A 16,094-nucleotide genomic window follows, 5' to 3' on the forward strand; every position below is an offset into this window, starting at 1 on the left:
GGTGACGGCGACGCCCGCGAGATAGACGTGAGCGGCCGAGATAGAGGTCTCAGACCTCTATCTCGGCCGCTCAGTTCTATCTCGGCGCAAAGGCGCGCCTCAACGGATCACGCGAGCGTCGCGCGCACGGCTCGCGTCGCGGCGACGAGGTTCTCGAGCGACGGCACGGTCTCCTCGTAGCGGCGCGTCTTGAGGCCGCAGTCCGGGTTCGCCCACACCACGCGCGGGTCGATCGACCCGACCGCGAGCGCGAGCAGCTCGGTCTGCTCCTCGACCGACGGCACGCGCGGGCTGTGGATGTCGTACACGCCCGGGCCGATCCCGCGCGAGTACCCGGCGTCGCGCAGCTCGGGCACGATCTCCATGCGCGAGCGGGCGGCCTCGACCGACGTCACGTCGGCGTCGAGCCCGTCGATCGCGCCGATGACCTCGCCGAACTCCGAGTAGCACAGGTGCGTGTGCACCTGCGTCTCGGTGCGCACGCCCGAGGTCGCGAGCCGGAACGAGCGCACCGACCAGTCGAGGTACGCGGCGTGGTCGGCCTGGCGCAGCGGCAGGAGCTCGCGCAGCGCGGGCTCGTCGACCTGGATGATCCCGATGCCGGCGGCCTCGAGGTCGGCGAGCTCGTCGCGCAGCGCGAGGCCGACCTGGTTGGCGGTGTCGCCGAGCGGCTGGTCGTCGCGCACGAACGACCACGCGAGGATCGTGACGGGCCCGGTGAGCATGCCCTTGACGGGCTTGTCGGTGAGCGACGCGGTGAACGCCGACCACTCGACCGTCATGGGTGCGGGCCGCGCGACGTCGCCCCACAGGATCGGCGGGCGCACGCACCGCGAGCCGTACGACTGCACCCAGCCGTTCGCGGTCACCGCGAAGCCGTCGAGCAGCTCCGCGAAGTACTGCACCATGTCGTTGCGCTCGGGCTCGCCGTGCACGAGCACGTCGAGGCCGATCTCCTCCTGGAGCGCGACGACGCGGCGGATCTCGTCCTGCATCTGCTGCGCGTAGTCCGCGTCGGCGAGCGCCCCGCGCGCGTTGAGGGCGCGCGCCCGGCGGATCTCGGGCGTCTGCGGGAACGAGCCGATCGTCGTGGTCGGCAGCGGCGGCAGGTCGAGCGCGGCCTGCTGCGCGGCGGCCCGCTCGGCGTACGCGGCACGCGTGAAGTCGGCCTCGGTCAGTGCCGCGGCGCGCTCGCGCACCGCCGGGACGACGACGCCCGCGGCCGTGGCCCGGGACGTGACGGCCGCGGTGGCGGCGTCGACCTCGGCGGTGACCGCGGCGCGGCCCTGCGCGAGCCCGCGCGCGAGCGTGGCGACCTCGACGACCTTCTGGTCGGCGAACGCGAGCCACTCGCGCAGGCGCGGGTCGAGCGTCGTGCCCGAGGCCTCGGCGGACGTCGCGGCGTACGTCTCGTCGTCGACGTCGTGCGGCACGTGCTGGAGCGAGGTCGAGGTGCCCACCGCGAGCGCCCCGGCGCCGAGCGCGGCCAGGCCGTCGAGCACGTCGAGCTTCGCGGCGAGGTCGGCGCGCCACACGTTGTGCCCGTCGACCACGCCCGCCACGACGGTCTTGCCGGCGAGGCCCGGGTACGTGGCGGCGTCCGGCAGGGAGCCCTTGACCAGGTCGAGCGCAACGCCCTCGACGTCGGTCGCGGCGAGGGTCGAGAGCGCGTCCGCGTCCTGCGTCGCGAGGCCGCCGAACGGCGTCGCGACGAGGATCGCGGGGCGGCCCGCGCCGACCGGCGCCGTGGTGAGCGCCCCGTACGCGGTCGTCACGGCGGCGAGGGCCTCGGCGACGGGCACGTCGATCGAGTCGCTCGTGAGGATCGGCTCGTCGAGCTGGACCCACGGCGCGCCCTCGGCGGCCAGGCGGCGCAGCAGCTCGACGTAGACCGGCACGACGTCCTCGAGCCGGCTCAGCGGCGAGAAGCCCGCCGGTGCGTCGTCCGCGGCCTTGGCCAGCAGCAGGTAGGTCACGGGGCCGACGACGACGGGCCGGGTCACGACGCCCGCGTCGCGGGCCTCGACGAACTCGCGCACGACGCGGTCGGACGCGAGCGAGAACGCGGTGTCCGGGCCGATCTCGGGCACGAGGTAGTGGTAGTTGGTGTCGAACCACTTGGTCATCTCGAGCGGTGCGCGGTCGCCCTGGCCGCGGGCGACCGTGAAGTACCCGGCGAGCGAGAGGGCGTCGCCCGCGGGGGCGTCGTCCGCCCCGACGAGGGACGCGAAGCGCGTGGGCACGGCGCCGAGGAGGGCCGAGGCGTCGAGGACCTGGTCGTAGTACGAGAACGACCCGGGCACCGAGCCGTCGGTCGGGTCGAGGCCGAGCTCGACGAGGCGGCGCAGGGTCGCGAGGCGGATCTGCGCGGCCGTCGCCTCGAGCTCGTCGGCCGACGTCGTGCCGGCCCAGAAGGCCTCGACGGCCTTCTTGAGCTCGCGGCGACGCCCGATGCGGGGGTAGCCGAGCACGGTGCCGCCTGCGAAGGGCGTGGGGGTGGTCGTGGTGGTCATGCGATGTGTCCTTCGGTCGTGGTGGTCGAACCACTGACCCACGGCCCGCTGGCCAGGTCCGGGACGCGAGTCCCGCCGCCGAGGTGGACACCCTCGAGCAGGTCGAGTGCTGCTTGGTACTTGTTGAACGTGTAGACGTGGAGCCCCGGCGCGCCGGCGTCGAGGACCTCCTGGGCGAGCGCGACGGTGCGGTCGATGCCGAGCGCGTGCCGTGCGTCGTCGTCGGGCGCCGCCTCGAGCGCGGCGACGACCTCCCGGGGTGCGGGCACCCCGGTGAGCTCCTCGACGCGGTGCAGGCGACGCGGTTCGGTCATGGGCAGGATCCCCGCGAGGATCGGGATCGTGACGCCCGCATCACGGGCCTCCGTCACGAAGTCGGTGTACGAGGAGGCCTCGTAGAACAGCTGGGTGATCGCGAAGTCGGCGCCCGCGTGCTGCTTCTCCAGCAGGCGGGTCACCTCCTGCGCGCGCGTCGTGCCCGCGTCGCGGTTGCCGTCGGGGAACGTCGCGACGCAGATCGTCAGGGGGCGGGCCGCGCCGCGCAGGGCCGTGCTCGCGCTCGCCGCGCAGCGGTGCGCCTCGACCTCGCGCAGCAGGTCGACGAGCTCGATCGACGAGGCGACCGACCCCTCGGCCGGGAGCCAGTCGGGCTGGTCCTTGGGCGGGTCGCCGCGCAGCGCGAGGAAGCTCCGCACGCCTTCGTCGAGGAAGTCGGAGATGACCTCGGAGACGTCGTCGCGCGACGCCCCCACGCAGGTCAGGTGCGCGATGGGCAGCACGGGCGTCGACTTGATCAGGTGCCCGACGACGGTCCGCGCGGTGTCGCGGTCGTTGCCGGCCGCGCCGTAGGTGACCGAGATGAAGTCGGGGCGCGCGGCGACGAGACGGCTCGCGGTGTCCCAGAACTTCGGGGCCGCCGCCGGGTTGCGCGGGGGCATGAGCTCGAACGAGATCGTGGGTCGGGTGCGTGCGACGCCCGCGGCGACGACGTCGGCGACGCTCATCGGGCGCGCGCCGGACGGACGGCACCAGGGGTGCGCGGAAGGGATGCCTCTGAGTACATGGTCTCTCCATCGGACCTGGCTGTAGCACCCGTTCCCGCGGGAGGCTTCCGTTGGGGGGTTGCTGCGGTGTCGACGAGCCAGGACTCTCGACCGCTCTGGATGGCTTGGCCTCGATCGTAGGCGCGCCCAGCATCCGGGCCAAGCCCGTCCCGAGGAGTGGGACCGTGGCGGCTCGGGGCCACCGACGCGGCGCCCCGTCCGCCAACGACCCGCGCAGGGCATGTGAAGGTCCGGTGCACAATGGTGCGATGACGTACCGGGTCCTCAAGCTGCTGCTGTCGCTGCTGGCGTACGCGTTCCTGCGCCCGCAGGTCACGGGGCTCCGCAACATCCCGCGCACCGGCCCGGTGATCCTCGCGAGCAACCACATCTCGTTCGTCGACTCGCTCATCATCCCGATCGTCGCCCCCCGGCACGTCACGTTCCTCGCCAAGGCCGAGTACTTCACCGGCACCGGGATCAAGGGCCGCGTGAGCCGCTGGTTCTTCACCACGCTCGGGCACATCCCCGTGCAGCGCGACGACCCGCGCGCCGGGCAGCGCTCGCTCGAGGACGCCCTCGAGGTGCTCAACCGCGGCGGCGCGTTCGGCATCTACCCCGAGGGCACGCGCTCGCGCGACGGCAAGCTGCACAAGGGCCACACGGGCGTCGCCTGGCTCGCGCTCGCGGGGCACGCGACCGTCGTCCCCGTCGCGGTGCGCGGCACCGACAAGGTCCAGCCCGTCGGCAAGCGCCTCCCGCGCATCCACCGCGTGCAGGTCTCGTTCGGCGCGCCCATCGACCCGTCGCGGCAGATCACCACGGGCACCAAGCCGGCCCAGGCGCGCCGCGAGCTCACCGACGAGGTCATGACCCGCATCCACGCGATGAGCGGCCAGGCGCTCGCGGACTGAGCCCGCCCCGCGGCGTCCGCCGTGCCGGAGCCCGGCCCCGCGGCGTCCGCCACACGCCGTGTCCCGCGTCGAGCGTCACGTCCTGGCCCGATCGCGGGCGCTGGAAGGGGCTCGAACGTGACGCCCGCGGGACGATCCGGGGGCGGGAGGGTGGACGTCGCGTGCCCGGGCGGCCCTCCCCGCGCGGTCGCAGGGTGCCAGGCCTAGCCTCGGATCATGACCACTCCTGACCTGATCCTGACCCGCGCCACCGTCGTCACGGTCGACGACGCGGGATCCACCGCCGAGGCCGTCGCCGTGACCGACGGACTCATCACGGCCGTCGGGACGACGGACGAGATCACGGCTCTCGCGGGCGAGGGCACCGAGGTGCTCGACCTCGAGGGCCGCACGGTCGTGCCGGGGTTCCTCGACCCGCACAGCCACATCACCGCGGGCGCGCCGTACATCAAGCACGCCGCGCTGCACACGCCGCCCGTGGGCGACACGCGCACGGTCGAGGACGTGCTGCGCAAGCTCGGCGAGGCGCGCGACCGCAACGACGCGCAGCCGGGCGACTGGATCCTCGGGTGGGGCTACTACCCGGACGAGATGGACGACGGGGGCAAGGTCACGGCCGAGATCCTCGACTCCGAGTTCGCGGACTACCGCGTGGCGCTCATCCACATCTCGAACCACGGGGCCGTGGTCAACGGGGCGGTGCTGCGCGACCTCGAGTACACGGCCGAGACGCCGGACCCGGACGGCGGGTCGATCGTGCGCGTCCCCGGCACGCAGGAGCCCTCGGGCGAGGTCTGGGAGCAGGCGTTCTTCCCGCTCATGTTCAGGCTCCCGCCGGCGGGCGAGGAAGAGCTGCGGGCCATGGCGGCGGAGTACGCGCGCTGGGGCTACGTCGCCGCGCAGGACGGCGCGGCCGACATGGCGGCGGTCACGTTGGTCCGCGAGAGCGCGACCGCGAACCCGCTGCCCATCGACGTGAAGTCGCTCGTGTTCTTCCCGGACCTGCAGAAGGCGATCGACGCGGGCATCATCGGCACCGAGGTCGGCGGCCACGAGGTCACGGGCACCAAGCTCATCCTCGACGGCTCGCCGCAGGGGCGCACCGCGCACGTGACCGAGGAGTACGTGACGGGCGGCCCGAGCGGCGAGCAGCACTGGCACGGCATCGCGGTGGTCGACCAGGCCGAGACCGACACGATCGTCGAGCTCGCCTACCGGCACGGGGTCCAGGTCTACGCGCACTGCAACGGCGACGCGGCCGTCGACCAGCTCATCGCGGCGCACCGTGCGGCGGTCGCGGCGGGCGCGACGTCGCCCGGGCGCACCATCCCGATCCACTCGCAGGTCATGCGGCCCGACCAGCTCGACGCGTACGTCGAGCTCGACTTCGCGCCGTCGATGTTCACGATCCACACGTGGCTGTTCGGCGACACGCACCTCAAGAACTTCGGCGAGGAGCGTGCGTTCGGGATCTCGCCGCTGCGGTCGGCGATCGACAAGGGCCTGCGCCCGACCAACCACTCCGACTTCCCGGTCACGCCCATGAACCCGCTGCAGCTCCTGTGGACGGCCGTGGTGCGGCGCTCCACGGGCGGCGTGGTGCTCGGCGAGAACCAGCGCGTCACGCCGCTCGAGGCGCTGCAGGCGCTCACGATCAACGTCGCGTACGAGTACCACGAGGAGGACTCGCGCGGGTCGATCGAGGTGGGCAAGAAGGCGGACTTCGCGGTGCTCGACGCGAACCCGCTCACGGTCGAGCCGGACGCGATCAAGGAGATCGCCGTGGTGCGCACGATCAAGGACGGCCGGACCATCTTCGAGGCCTGACGTCCGGAGCACGACCGGGGGCGGCGGCTGGGGAGCGGACGCGACGGGTGGTAGAACCGTCGTGATGCCTTCGCTCCCCGGTCGCCGCCCCCGTCCTGTCGAGAACGACCCCGAGACCCAGCGCCCGCACCTGGCCGCCCGGGTCGAGGACCGCTACCACGCCGTCCTCGGCCGGGTGCTGCGCGCCCGCGGGTGGCGGCCGCGCGTCGTCCCGCACACGGGGTACGGGTCGACGACGCGCGTGCGCGTGCTGGGGCGGGTGCTGCTGACGTCGCGCTCGTGGTTCCCCGGGCGTGACGCCGCGTTCGAGCGCCGCGGGTACCGGAACTTCTTCGCCGCCCCGGCGCCGGGCGAGCCCGTGCGCGTCACGATCGGCACGCAGGACCCGGTCACGGTCGACCTGGTCGCGGACCGCGGCGGGTACCTCGACGCGACGGTCGACGTCGACCTCGCGCCCGGGTGGCACGAGGTCGCGTACCGCACGCGGGCGGGCGCCCCGGTCCTCGGACGCGTGCACGTCGTGGCGCCGGGCGCGCGGCTCGGCGTCGTGAGCGACATCGACGACACGGTCATGGTGACCGCCCTGCCGCGTCCGCTCGTCGCGGCGTGGAACACGTTCGCGCGGCACCCGAGCGCGCGCATGCCGGTACGTGGCATGGCCGAGCTCTACGCGTCGATCCGGCGCGAGCACCCCGACGCGCCGTTCGTGTACCTGTCGACCGGCGCGTGGAACACCGCGGACACGCTGCGCCGGTTCATGGACCGGCACGGGTTCCCGCCCGGGCCGATGCTCCTGACCGACTGGGGGCCGACCAACACGGGCTGGTTCCGCTCGGGCCCGGCGCACAAGAACGCGGCGCTCGACCGTCTGGTGCGCGAGCTGCCCGACGTGCGCTGGCTCCTCGTGGGCGACGACGGCCAGCACGACCCCGCGATCTACGCCCGCGCGTGCGCGCTGCACCCGCAGCACGTGGCCGCGGTCGCGATCCGCCGGCTCACGCCCACGCAGCAGGTGCTCGCGCACGGGACGCCCGTGCCGCAGGACGGCGGCGCAACCCGGGTCACGCGCCCGCGCCCCGCGCAGCCCGTGGCGGACGACGTGCTGCCCGTCCCGGCCGGACGCCCCGCCACGGTGGGGGCGCCCGACGGGTACGGGCTGCGGTCGGCGCTGCGCGGTCTGCTGCCGCGGCCCTGAGGGGCTCGGCCCAGGGGTTCTCAGTACTCGCCCGGGCCGGTCACGGTCGTCCGGGGGATCGTGTCCAGGTCCACCATCGCCGCGGCGACGCAGATCTCGGCGTCGAGCCCGGCGGGCAGCGGCTGCAGGCACCCGAGGTCGAGACGCGCGACGTCGGCCGAGCCGTCCGCCTCCTGGCCCCGGGAGTGGATCGTGACGCTGGGCGTCCGGCTCCCGACCGAGGCGAAGAGCGTGTCGCCGGCGTCCGAGGTCACGGAATCGCTCTCGGCGTCGTCCAGCCACGGGGCGACCGTCCCCGCGGCGCGGATGTCGGCCAGGAGCGCGTCGTCGACGCGCAGCACGTGGAACCGGAAGTGGTCCGAGCCCTCGCCGGGGGGTGGGGTGCCGTCCGGGGGGACGGGGGGAGCCGACTCCGGCGCTCGCAGGTCGTCGAGGGTCGAGCGCGGCATGGCGAGCGCGATCGCGGTGTCCGCGTCGGCCCGGAGGCCCGTGTCCACGAGGAGGGTGCCGTCCGCGAGCAGCTCGGCGGTCGCGTCGTGCGGTGCCGTGAGGCCGGGCTGCGCGACGAGCCCGACCGGCGCGACCGCCCGGACGCCGTTCCCGCTCGCCCCCGCGCCCGGCGCCCCCGCCGCGACGGCCGGGGCGTGGTGCTGCCCGCCCGACCCGCCGAGGTCGACGACGCCGGGCATCGCGAACGCGGCGCCAGCGACGCACGCCGCGACGGCCCCGAGAGCCCCCGCGCGGTGGGCGGCGGCACGGCGCCGCGTGCGCCGGTACGAGGCGTCGAGGTCCATGGTCGCGGACGGCGCGTGGTCGGCCGCGCCCCGCAGGCGGGCGAGGAACGCGGCGTCGTCGGCGGGCGGCAGGGTGGTGTCGTTCATCGGTCGCTCCCGGTCTCGAGGGTGGTCCGCAGGCGCGCGAGCGCGCGGGACGCGGTGGACTTCACGGTGCCGAGCGGCATGCCGAGCTCCTCGGCGACCTCCGCCTCGGTCAGGTCGAGCAGGTGGCGCAGCACCACGACGCGGCGCTGGCGCAGGGGCAGGGTGAGCAGGGCGCGCACGACGACGTCGCGGTCGTCGACCTCGGCGGTGCCTGCGCGGGGCGGCGGAGCGCCGGCGGGCGCGGCGAGGTCTGCCGCGGGGTCGGTGTGGTCGCCGAGCACCTCGCGGCGCGTGCGGCGCCAGGTGTCGATCCGCAGGTTGGCGAGGATCCGGCGGGCGTACACGAGCGGGTCGCCCTCGCGCGCGGTGCGCCAGTGCCGGTACGTGCGCTCGAACGTCTGCTGCACGAGCTCCTCGGCGCGGTGCCGGTCACCGCACAGGAGGTACGCGGTGCGGTGCAGCGGGTCGACGGCCGAGCGCATGAACGCGCTGAACTCCTCGGCCCGGGTCGTGCCGACGACCTCCACGCGGACGTCGCCCCCCTGCGACGACGTCCGCGACGAGGGGTCGGTCCCCGGCGATCCCGCGGTGAGCGCCGCGTGCGTGCTCGCGGCGCTCATGCGGACCCCGGGACGTTCTCGGTGCGACGGCGGGTCGGTGCCCGGCGTCCGGGTGAGATCGTGTGCGTCCTCATGATCCGTACACGCGACAGGGAGGGCGAAGGTTCCGTTTCGTGACGACATCCGTCGGGGAAGTTTTCGCCGGCACCCGAAGAGCCCCGGGCCGGGCGTCGCGCCGTCAGTCCTGGGTGCTCGCCCCGCCGTCGACGAGGGCGGCGGTCACGCAGAGGTCGTCGCCGTCGTCCGCGGTCCAGCCGAGGTCTCCCAGGGGGAAGCAGGGCAGGGCGAAGCCCGCGGTGCGGGCTGCGGCGTCGGGCACCGCACCGCGCGTGAGCGCGGCGAGGGTCAGCGCGTCGGACGGCGCGACCGCGGCCAGGAGCTGGCGGCCGTCGTCGTCGGCGCGCTGGCCCGGGTCGACGGCGAACACCCAGGGCCCCGCGTTTCCTTCGGCGATCATGTGCTCGACGTCGTCCGGGCTCGCGCGCACCACGCGGTACACGAGCTCGGCCTCCCCCTCGGCGGGCACGGAGGTGCGCCGCACGACGAGTGCGAACTCGTCGTCGCCGGACCCGGTCGGCAGGCCCGTCTCGACGAGCACGGTCGAGCCCGAGAGGCGGTGCGCGGTCATGGTCCCTGGCACCTGCACGCCGTCGGGGACCGAGCCGCCCTCGGCGTGCAGCGTCGCGTGGGCGGCGGGTGCCGACCCGGCGAGGGGCGCCGCCACGAACGACGTCGTGCCTGGGTGCACGAGCACGAGACCCGCGACCGCGCACGCCCCGATCGTGGCGGTGATCGTCGCGCGGCGCTGCCGCACGTGCCGCTTGGTGCGTCGCAGCGTGCGCTCGACGTCGACGGGGACCTCGGGCACGGCGGCCGCGGCGGTCCGCAGGTGGGCGACGAGCGCGTCGTCGGCGGGCGTCCCGTCGGCGGGCGGCGCGAGGGAGGTCGTGCGTCCGTGCGGGGGAGTGCGGGTCATCGGATGCTCCAGGTGTCGAAGCTGCCGCGCAGCCGGGCGAGGGCGCGGGACGCCGTGGACTTGACGGTGCCGACCGTGATGTCGAGCTCGTGCGCGACCTCGGCCTCGCTCAGGTCGAGCATGTAGCGCAGCACGACGATCCGGCGCTGGCGGGGCGGCAGGGTCTGCAGGGCGCGGACGACGGCGTCGCGGGCCTCGACCGTCTCGGCGGCCTCGGCCCCGGGGCCGGGTCGCGTCGCGGGGGCCGCGCAGGGGTCGGTGTGGTCGACGAGCAGCTCGCGGCGCGTGCGGCGCCAGGTGTCGATGCGCAGGTTGGTCAGGATGCGGCGCGCGTACACGAGGGGGTCGCCCTCGCGTGCGGTGCGCCAGTGCCGGTAGGTGCGTTCGAGGGTGTGCTGGACGAGCTCCTCGGCGCGGTGCCGGTCGCCGCTCAGGAGGTACGCGGCGCGGTGCAGGCTGCCGCCGGCCGAGCGCATGAACGCGGTGAACTCCTCGTCCTTGGTCAGCCCGGTGACCTCGACGCGCAGGTCGGTCGTGCTCGTGTCGGTCGCGGACGTCGCCCGTGCGAGGTCGGCGGCGGTGCCGAACGGGACGTTCATGACGCTCATGCTCTCAGCCCCCAGTGGTGGCGCACGTCGTGGCGACGTGCCTGCCTCTTCCACGCAGCAGGGGGCCGGAAGGTTGCGTCCGGTCGCGGGATCAGTCCTGCGGCGGCACGTCGCGGTCCACGTCGGGGCGGGGCCATGCGCTGCCCATGCGTGCCTCGACGGTGTCGTTGAGGTGCAGCAGCGCGGCGGCGAGCGTCTCGCGCTCGGCGTCGGTCCACCCCGCGAGGAGCGCGTCGATGCCGGCGACCTTGCTCGTGCGCGCGGCGTCGAGGCGCCGGGCGCCGGCGGGCGTGACCCGGAACCGGCGGGCGATGCCTCCGGCGGGGTCGGGGATGCGCTCGACGAGGCCCTCCTTGAGCATCGCGCTCGTCTGCCGGTTGAGGGTCGACACGTCGAGCTCGAACGCGGTGCTGAGCTCGGCGAGCGTGAGGGGCTCGTCGACCAGGCGGCTGAGCAGCAGGTAGGCGCTGCGCTCGAGGCGCAGCTCGGGCACGCTCTGGCGCTCCGCGAGGTGCATGTACCTCCCGATGAGCATCGTCTCGCGCTCGATCCGTGCCGCCGTGCCGTCCATCGGGCCCTCTCCTCGGTGGTGCGCCGTCAGGCCCAGTATCGGTGATCGACCCCGGCGGCATCATTGCCTTCAGCAATCATGTGTAGACTGCACATCGTGTGTAGCCAGCATATCGGCTCACGCACCACCCGCCGTCCGACAGGAGCACCATGCCCAGCACCACCGCCACGACCACCCGCCCCGGGGTCGTCGTCGCCGTCCTCGCCGCGGGAGGCATCGTCGCGTCGATGATGCAGACCCTCGTGGTCCCCATCGTCGGCGAGCTGCCGCAGCTGCTCCACAGCACGGCCGCCAACACCTCCTGGGTCATCATCGTGACGCTGCTCGTGGCCGCCGTCGCGACCCCCGCCGTCGGGCGGCTCGGCGACCTCTACGGCAAGAAGCGCATGCTCCTGCTCAGCGTGCTGCCCCTCGTGCTCGGATCGGTCGTGTGCGCGCTCTCCGACTCGCTCGTGCCGATGATCGTCGGCCGCGGCCTCCAGGGACTCGGCGTCGGGCTCATCCCGCTCGGCATCAGCCTGCTGCGCGACGTCATGCCCGCCGAGAAGCTCGGCTCGTCGATCGCGCTCATCAGCGCCTCGCTCGGCATCGGCGGCGCGCTCGGACTGCCCGTCGCGGCGGCCGTCGCCGAGCACTCGAACTGGCACGTGCTGTTCTGGGGCTCGGCCGTGCTCGCCGCGGTCGTCGGCGTGCTGGTCTGGGCGCTCATCCCCGACGCGCCGACCACCGCGACGGGGACGTTCGACGGCGTCGGCGCGGTCGGCCTCGGGCTCGGCCTCGTCGCGCTGCTGCTCGGCGTCTCCAAGGGCGCCGACTGGGGCTGGGGCAGCCCCACCACGGTCGGCCTGCTCGTCGCCGCGCCCGTCGTGCTCGTCGTCTGGGGCTGGTGGGAGCTGCGCATCGACTCGCCGCTCGTCGACCTGCGCGTGACCGCACGCCGGCAGGTGCTGCTGACCAACGCCGCGTCGGTCGTGCTCGGGTTCGCGATGTACGCGCAGTCGCTCATCACCCCGCAGCTGCTCCAGCTGCCCACCGAGACCGGGTACGGGCTCGGGCAGTCGCTCCAGGCCACCGGCCTGTGGATGGCGCCCGCCGGCCTCGTGATGATGGCGCTCTCGCCGGTCGGCGCGAAGATCTCGGCCGCACGCGGGCCCCGGTTCACGCTCGCGCTCGGGGCGTTCGTCATCGCGCTGGGCTACGGCAGCGCACAGCTGCTCATGGGCACGCCCGCCGGCCTGCTCGCCGTGAGCTGCATCTGCTCGACCGGTGTCGCGTTCGCCTACGGCGCCATGCCCGCGCTCATCATGGGGGCCGTGCCGCAGTCCGAGACGGCGTCGGCCAACAGCTTCAACACCCTCATGCGGTCGGTCGGCACCTCGGTCGCGGCCGCCGTGATCGGCGTCGTCCTGTCGCACATGACGATCGACCTCGGCGGGTACGCCGTGCCGTCCGAGGCCGGGTTCCGCACGGGCCTGCTCATCGGTGCGGGCGTCGCGGTCGTCGCCGGTCTCGTGGCGCTCACGATCCCCGTGCGGCGCGCCCTCACGGGCGACGCCGCGTCGGGCTCGTCGGTATCGTCGGGCTCGTCGGTCGCCGAGGACGACGCCGCGCTCGCCCCCGCCTGAGTCAGCAGGTCGCCGGGTTCGCGGACATCTCCTCGACGAGGTCCGCGAACTCGGCGAGGCTGTGCACGCGCTCGCGCCCGCACGACGGGTCCTGGTTGTGGAACGAGTCCATGAGGACGCCGCGCGTGCCCGCCGCGCACAGCGCGTCGACGTGGTCCGGGCGGTCGTCGAGGTAGACGTCGGTCGGCACGGCCGTCTTGTCGAGCTCGAGGTCGAGGGTCGTGAACGCGATGTCGTGCCGCTCGAGCCAGCGCCGCGTCGAGTCGGCCAGGACCGCGTTGACCCCGTACGACTCGTCGTACCGGCGCGCGGTGACGACGTGGACCGTGTGCCCTGCGTCGACGAGCCGGTGCGTGACCTCGGCCGCGCCCTCGAGCGGGTCGCCGTAGGTGTGCAGCAGGCCCGCCCGCGCCGTCGCGACGGCGTGCGCGAGGAACTCCGCGTCGTCCGCCATGCCCCAGTCCGGGCCGAACCCGTAGCGCGTCGGCTCGGGCATCCGGTCGAGCGGCCACCCCTCGCTCGTGTGCAGGTGGTGGCGCAGCGTCGCGACCCACGGGTACAGCACCTCGTCGACGTCGAACCCCACGCGCAGCGACCTCATCGCGCAGTGGTACCACGCGGCGCCGGTCTGCGGACGCCGCCGGTCAGCACTCGATCACGTTGACCGCGAGCCCGCCCTCCGACGTCTCCTTGTACTTGGTCGACATGTCGAGGCCCGTCTGCCGCATGGTCTCGATGACCGTGTCGAGCGAGACGACGTGCAGCCCGTCACCCTGCATCGCCATGCGCGCGGCGCTCACGGCCGTGCACGCCGCGATCGCGTTGCGCTCGATGCACGGGACCTGCACGAGCCCGCCCACCGGGTCGCACGTGAGCCCGAGGTTGTGCTCCATCGCGATCTCGGCGGCGTTCTCGACCTGCTCGGGCGTGCCGCCCAGCAGCGCGCACATCGCGCCCGCCGCCATCGAGCACGCCGAGCCGACCTCGCCCTGGCAGCCCGCCTCGGCGCCCGAGATCGACGCGTTGCGCTTGTACAGCGCACCGATCGCGGCGGCCGTGAGCAGGTAGGTGCGCATCGCGGTCCGACGCCGCGCGGCCGCCTCGGGGCCCTGCACGCCGGGCGTGATCCGCAGGTAGTGCCGACCCACGGCCGGGATGATCCCCGCCGCGCCGTTGGTCGGGGCGGTCACGACCCGGCGCCCGTCCGCGTTCTCCTCGTTGACCGCCATCGCGTACGCCTGGAGCCACTCGATCGTGGTCTCGCCGCCTGCCGCGTCGAGCGCCTCGAGCCGCTCGCGCTGCGCCCGTGCCCGACGGCGCACCCGCAGCCGACCCGGGAGCGTGCCCTGCCGTTCGAGCCCGCCGTCGACGCAGTCGCTCATGGTGGCCCAGACCGCGTCGAGCGCCGCGCCGACCTCGTCCTCCGGGCGCAGCGCGCACTCGTTGGCCCACGCGACCTCGGCGATGCTCAGCCCCGTGCGCGCGCACGTCGCGAGCAGCTCGGCCGCGGTCGCGAACGGGTGCGGGACGTCGGCGGGCCGGGTCGAGTCCGGGACCGCCGGGTCGAGCTCGCCGTGCTCGGCCGCGAGCTGCGCCGCCTCGGCGGCCTCGGCCGCCGCGAGCTCGTGCTCGGTCAGCACGAACCCCCCGCCGACCGAGTAGTACACGCGCTCGACGAGCGCCGACCCGGCGGCGTCCGCGGCCGTGAAGCGCATCCCGTTGGGATGGCCGGGCAGGCGCGTGAGCGGGGCCAGCCGGACGTCGGACGTCGCGACGGTGACGTCCGCGCCGGTCGTGGCCCCGGGCGGGGTCTCGGTCGTGCTCGTCGTCGTGCTCTCGCCAGGGCTCTCGGCCGTGCGCCCGGTCGGCGCGGGCGCGGGCTCTGACCGTGTCGGGCGCAGGGTCACGGTCGCGCCGTCGCCGAGCTTCTCCCAGCCGCCGGGCACGTCGTCCGGGTCGCACGTCTCGGGGTCGAGGCCGCGCAGCCCCGCGACGACCGCGTCGGGCGTGCCGTGCCCGATCCCCGTCGCACCGAGCGACCCGCACAGCACGACCTCGAGCTGCGCGACGTCGTGCAGCACGTCGCGGGCCGCGAGCTCGTCGACGAACGCGCGCGCGGCCCGCATGGGGCCCACGGTGTGCGAGCTCGACGGCCCGATGCCGATCGAGAAGAGGTCGAGGGCGCTCACGTACGAGGACATGCCCCCATCGTCGCACCCCGTCTCACCTGCTGGACGCCTCACCGGCTGGACGACCGACCGGCTGGACGACCCACCGGCCGGGCGCTGTGCGTCACGGACGACGGGCCCCTACCCCCGCGCGAGCACCACGGGGCAGGTCGCGAGATGGTCGTCGACCACGCCGCACGCCTGCATCGCGGCGTACATCGTGGTCGGGCCGACGAACCGGAAGCCGCGCGCCTTGAGCGCCTTCGACAGCGCGAGCGACTCCGGGGTCTGCGCGGGCACCTCCGCGAACGACGCCGGCGCGACGTCCGGGCGGGACGACGGCGCGAACGACCAGAACAGCGCGTCGAGAGTCTCGCCCGCGGCGTGCATCGCGACGAGTGCCCGCGCGTTGCCGACGGTCGCCTCGACCTTGGCCCGGTTGCGGATGATCCGGGCGTCCAGGAGGAGCCGGTCCACGTCGTCCGCGGTGAACGCCGCGACCGCGTCCGGGTCGAAGCCCGCGAACACCTCGCGGAACGCGGGCCGCTTGCGCAGCACCGTGAGCCAGGAGAGTCCCGACTGGAAGCCCTCGAGCGCGATGCGCTCGAACAGCGCGGACTCCCCGTGCACGGGGACGCCCCACTCGTCGTCGTGGTAGGCCGAGTACAGGGGGTCGTCGTCGCCGAAGCAGCGGGCGGGCGCGGTCGTGGTCATGCGCCCACCCTGGCCCGACCCACCGACGTCCGCGCCCCGTCGTCCACAGGCCGGCCCCGCGGGTGGGGCTGGTGCGGCTGCGCGAAGCTTCTCGGCGACGTCGTCGACCTCTGAGGTGCCGCCGTCCGCGATGCTCATGACGAGGTCGTACGCGTCGTCGATGGTGACGTGGTGCGTCGCTCCCTGCTCTCCGACCTGCCTGGTCAGGCCAGGCGGTTCAGAAGCGCCTCGTCCTCGGCGACGATCTGCGCGATCAGGCGGTCGCGATTCTCCACGCGCTTCCGGTCGTACTCGAGCACGGCGTTCTCGACCGCCTGGTTCGCGGAGACGTTCTCCGTCTCCACGATCCGCTCGAGTGCTGCCTGCGCCTCGGGGCTGAGACGAAGGTCCATTGCCATGTCGCCCTCCTCTGACCGCGGCCGTCCCGTGACGGCTGCCC

15 protein-coding genes and 1 riboswitch are annotated in these 16,094 nt (G+C 74.3%); of the genes, 4 read left to right on the top strand and 11 right to left on the bottom strand.

The annotated features are described in order from the left end of the window. Window positions 1-107 precede the first annotated feature (107 nt). Window positions 108-2,513, bottom strand: a complete 2,406-nt coding sequence (gene metE, locus CLV28_RS13505; protein ID WP_100423855.1) for a 5-methyltetrahydropteroyltriglutamate--homocysteine S-methyltransferase — start codon at window positions 2,511-2,513, stop codon at window positions 108-110. Continuing rightward, window positions 2,510-3,517 carry a methylenetetrahydrofolate reductase gene (locus CLV28_RS13510; protein WP_100423856.1) on the bottom strand — a complete coding sequence of 336 codons (1,008 nt, stop codon included), beginning with the start codon at window positions 3,515-3,517 and terminating at the stop codon, window positions 2,510-2,512. Before CLV28_RS13510 ends, metE begins: the two co-directional genes overlap by 4 nt. A gap of 63 nt (window positions 3,518-3,580) precedes the next feature. Next, a riboswitch (SAM riboswitch) is annotated at window positions 3,581-3,683 on the bottom strand. A 142-nt stretch (window positions 3,684-3,825) separates the two neighbouring features. Between CLV28_RS13510 and CLV28_RS13515 the strand changes: the two genes are divergently transcribed. The 3 genes from CLV28_RS13515 (at window position 3,826) to CLV28_RS13525 (ending at window position 7,492) form a co-directional block, all read left to right on the top strand. After that, complete coding sequence (locus CLV28_RS13515) at window positions 3,826-4,470, top strand: lysophospholipid acyltransferase family protein (protein ID WP_100423857.1); 645 nt, start codon at window positions 3,826-3,828, stop codon at window positions 4,468-4,470. 216 nt (window positions 4,471-4,686) lie between these two features. Continuing rightward, entirely contained in the window at window positions 4,687-6,297 is a 1,611-nt protein-coding gene (locus CLV28_RS13520) for an amidohydrolase (protein WP_100423858.1), read from the top strand. 64 nt (window positions 6,298-6,361) lie between these two features. Beyond that, window positions 6,362-7,492, top strand: coding sequence for an App1 family protein phosphatidate phosphatase (locus tag CLV28_RS13525; protein WP_100423859.1), 1,131 nt, complete (start codon window positions 6,362-6,364; stop codon window positions 7,490-7,492). A 20-nt stretch (window positions 7,493-7,512) separates the two neighbouring features. On the opposite strand, the gene CLV28_RS13530 is transcribed toward CLV28_RS13525, so the two are convergent. The 5 genes from CLV28_RS13530 to CLV28_RS13550 all read right to left on the bottom strand — a co-directional run bounded on the left by CLV28_RS13530 (window position 7,513) and on the right by CLV28_RS13550 (window position 11,148). Continuing rightward, window positions 7,513-8,373, bottom strand: coding sequence for a hypothetical protein (locus tag CLV28_RS13530; protein WP_100423860.1), 861 nt, complete (start codon window positions 8,371-8,373; stop codon window positions 7,513-7,515). Beyond that, on the bottom strand, window positions 8,370-8,993 hold the full coding sequence (locus CLV28_RS13535) for a SigE family RNA polymerase sigma factor (protein ID WP_100423861.1): 624 nt from the start codon (window positions 8,991-8,993) through the stop codon (window positions 8,370-8,372). Before CLV28_RS13535 ends, CLV28_RS13530 begins: the two co-directional genes overlap by 4 nt. A gap of 178 nt (window positions 8,994-9,171) precedes the next feature. Then, complete coding sequence (locus CLV28_RS13540; RefSeq protein WP_100423862.1) at window positions 9,172-9,969, bottom strand: hypothetical protein; 798 nt, start codon at window positions 9,967-9,969, stop codon at window positions 9,172-9,174. After that, a complete protein-coding gene (locus CLV28_RS13545; protein ID WP_170062678.1) occupies window positions 9,966-10,577 on the bottom strand; it encodes a SigE family RNA polymerase sigma factor in 612 nt (203 codons plus the stop codon). Before CLV28_RS13545 ends, CLV28_RS13540 begins: the two co-directional genes overlap by 4 nt. Window positions 10,578-10,668: 91 nt before the next feature. Then, window positions 10,669-11,148, bottom strand: a complete 480-nt coding sequence (locus CLV28_RS13550; RefSeq protein ID WP_100423863.1) for a MarR family winged helix-turn-helix transcriptional regulator — start codon at window positions 11,146-11,148, stop codon at window positions 10,669-10,671. Between the two features lie 149 nt (window positions 11,149-11,297). On the opposite strand from CLV28_RS13550, the gene CLV28_RS13555 reads away from it, so the two are divergent. Further along, window positions 11,298-12,773, top strand: a complete 1,476-nt coding sequence (locus tag CLV28_RS13555; RefSeq protein WP_100423864.1) for an MFS transporter — start codon at window positions 11,298-11,300, stop codon at window positions 12,771-12,773. A gap of 1 nt (window position 12,774) precedes the next feature. On the opposite strand, the gene CLV28_RS13560 is transcribed toward CLV28_RS13555, so the two are convergent. From CLV28_RS13560 to CLV28_RS13575, 4 genes are all read right to left on the bottom strand, one after another. After that, a complete protein-coding gene (locus CLV28_RS13560; protein WP_100423865.1) occupies window positions 12,775-13,374 on the bottom strand; it encodes a 5' nucleotidase, NT5C type in 600 nt (199 codons plus the stop codon). Between the two features lie 43 nt (window positions 13,375-13,417). Further along, entirely contained in the window at window positions 13,418-14,974 is a 1,557-nt protein-coding gene (locus tag CLV28_RS13565; RefSeq protein ID WP_100423866.1) for an L-serine ammonia-lyase, read from the bottom strand. 108 nt (window positions 14,975-15,082) lie between these two features. After that, window positions 15,083-15,655 carry a DNA-3-methyladenine glycosylase I gene (locus tag CLV28_RS13570; RefSeq protein ID WP_100423867.1) on the bottom strand — a complete coding sequence of 191 codons (573 nt, stop codon included), beginning with the start codon at window positions 15,653-15,655 and terminating at the stop codon, window positions 15,083-15,085. Window positions 15,656-15,858: 203 nt separating this feature from the next. Next, a complete protein-coding gene (locus CLV28_RS13575) occupies window positions 15,859-16,053 on the bottom strand; it encodes a hypothetical protein (RefSeq protein WP_157802651.1) in 195 nt (64 codons plus the stop codon). Between the last annotated feature and the right edge of the window lie 41 nt (window positions 16,054-16,094).

The organism is Sediminihabitans luteus (genome assembly GCF_002797595.1).
Taxonomy (GTDB): domain Bacteria; phylum Actinomycetota; class Actinomycetes; order Actinomycetales; family Cellulomonadaceae; genus Paraoerskovia; species Paraoerskovia lutea.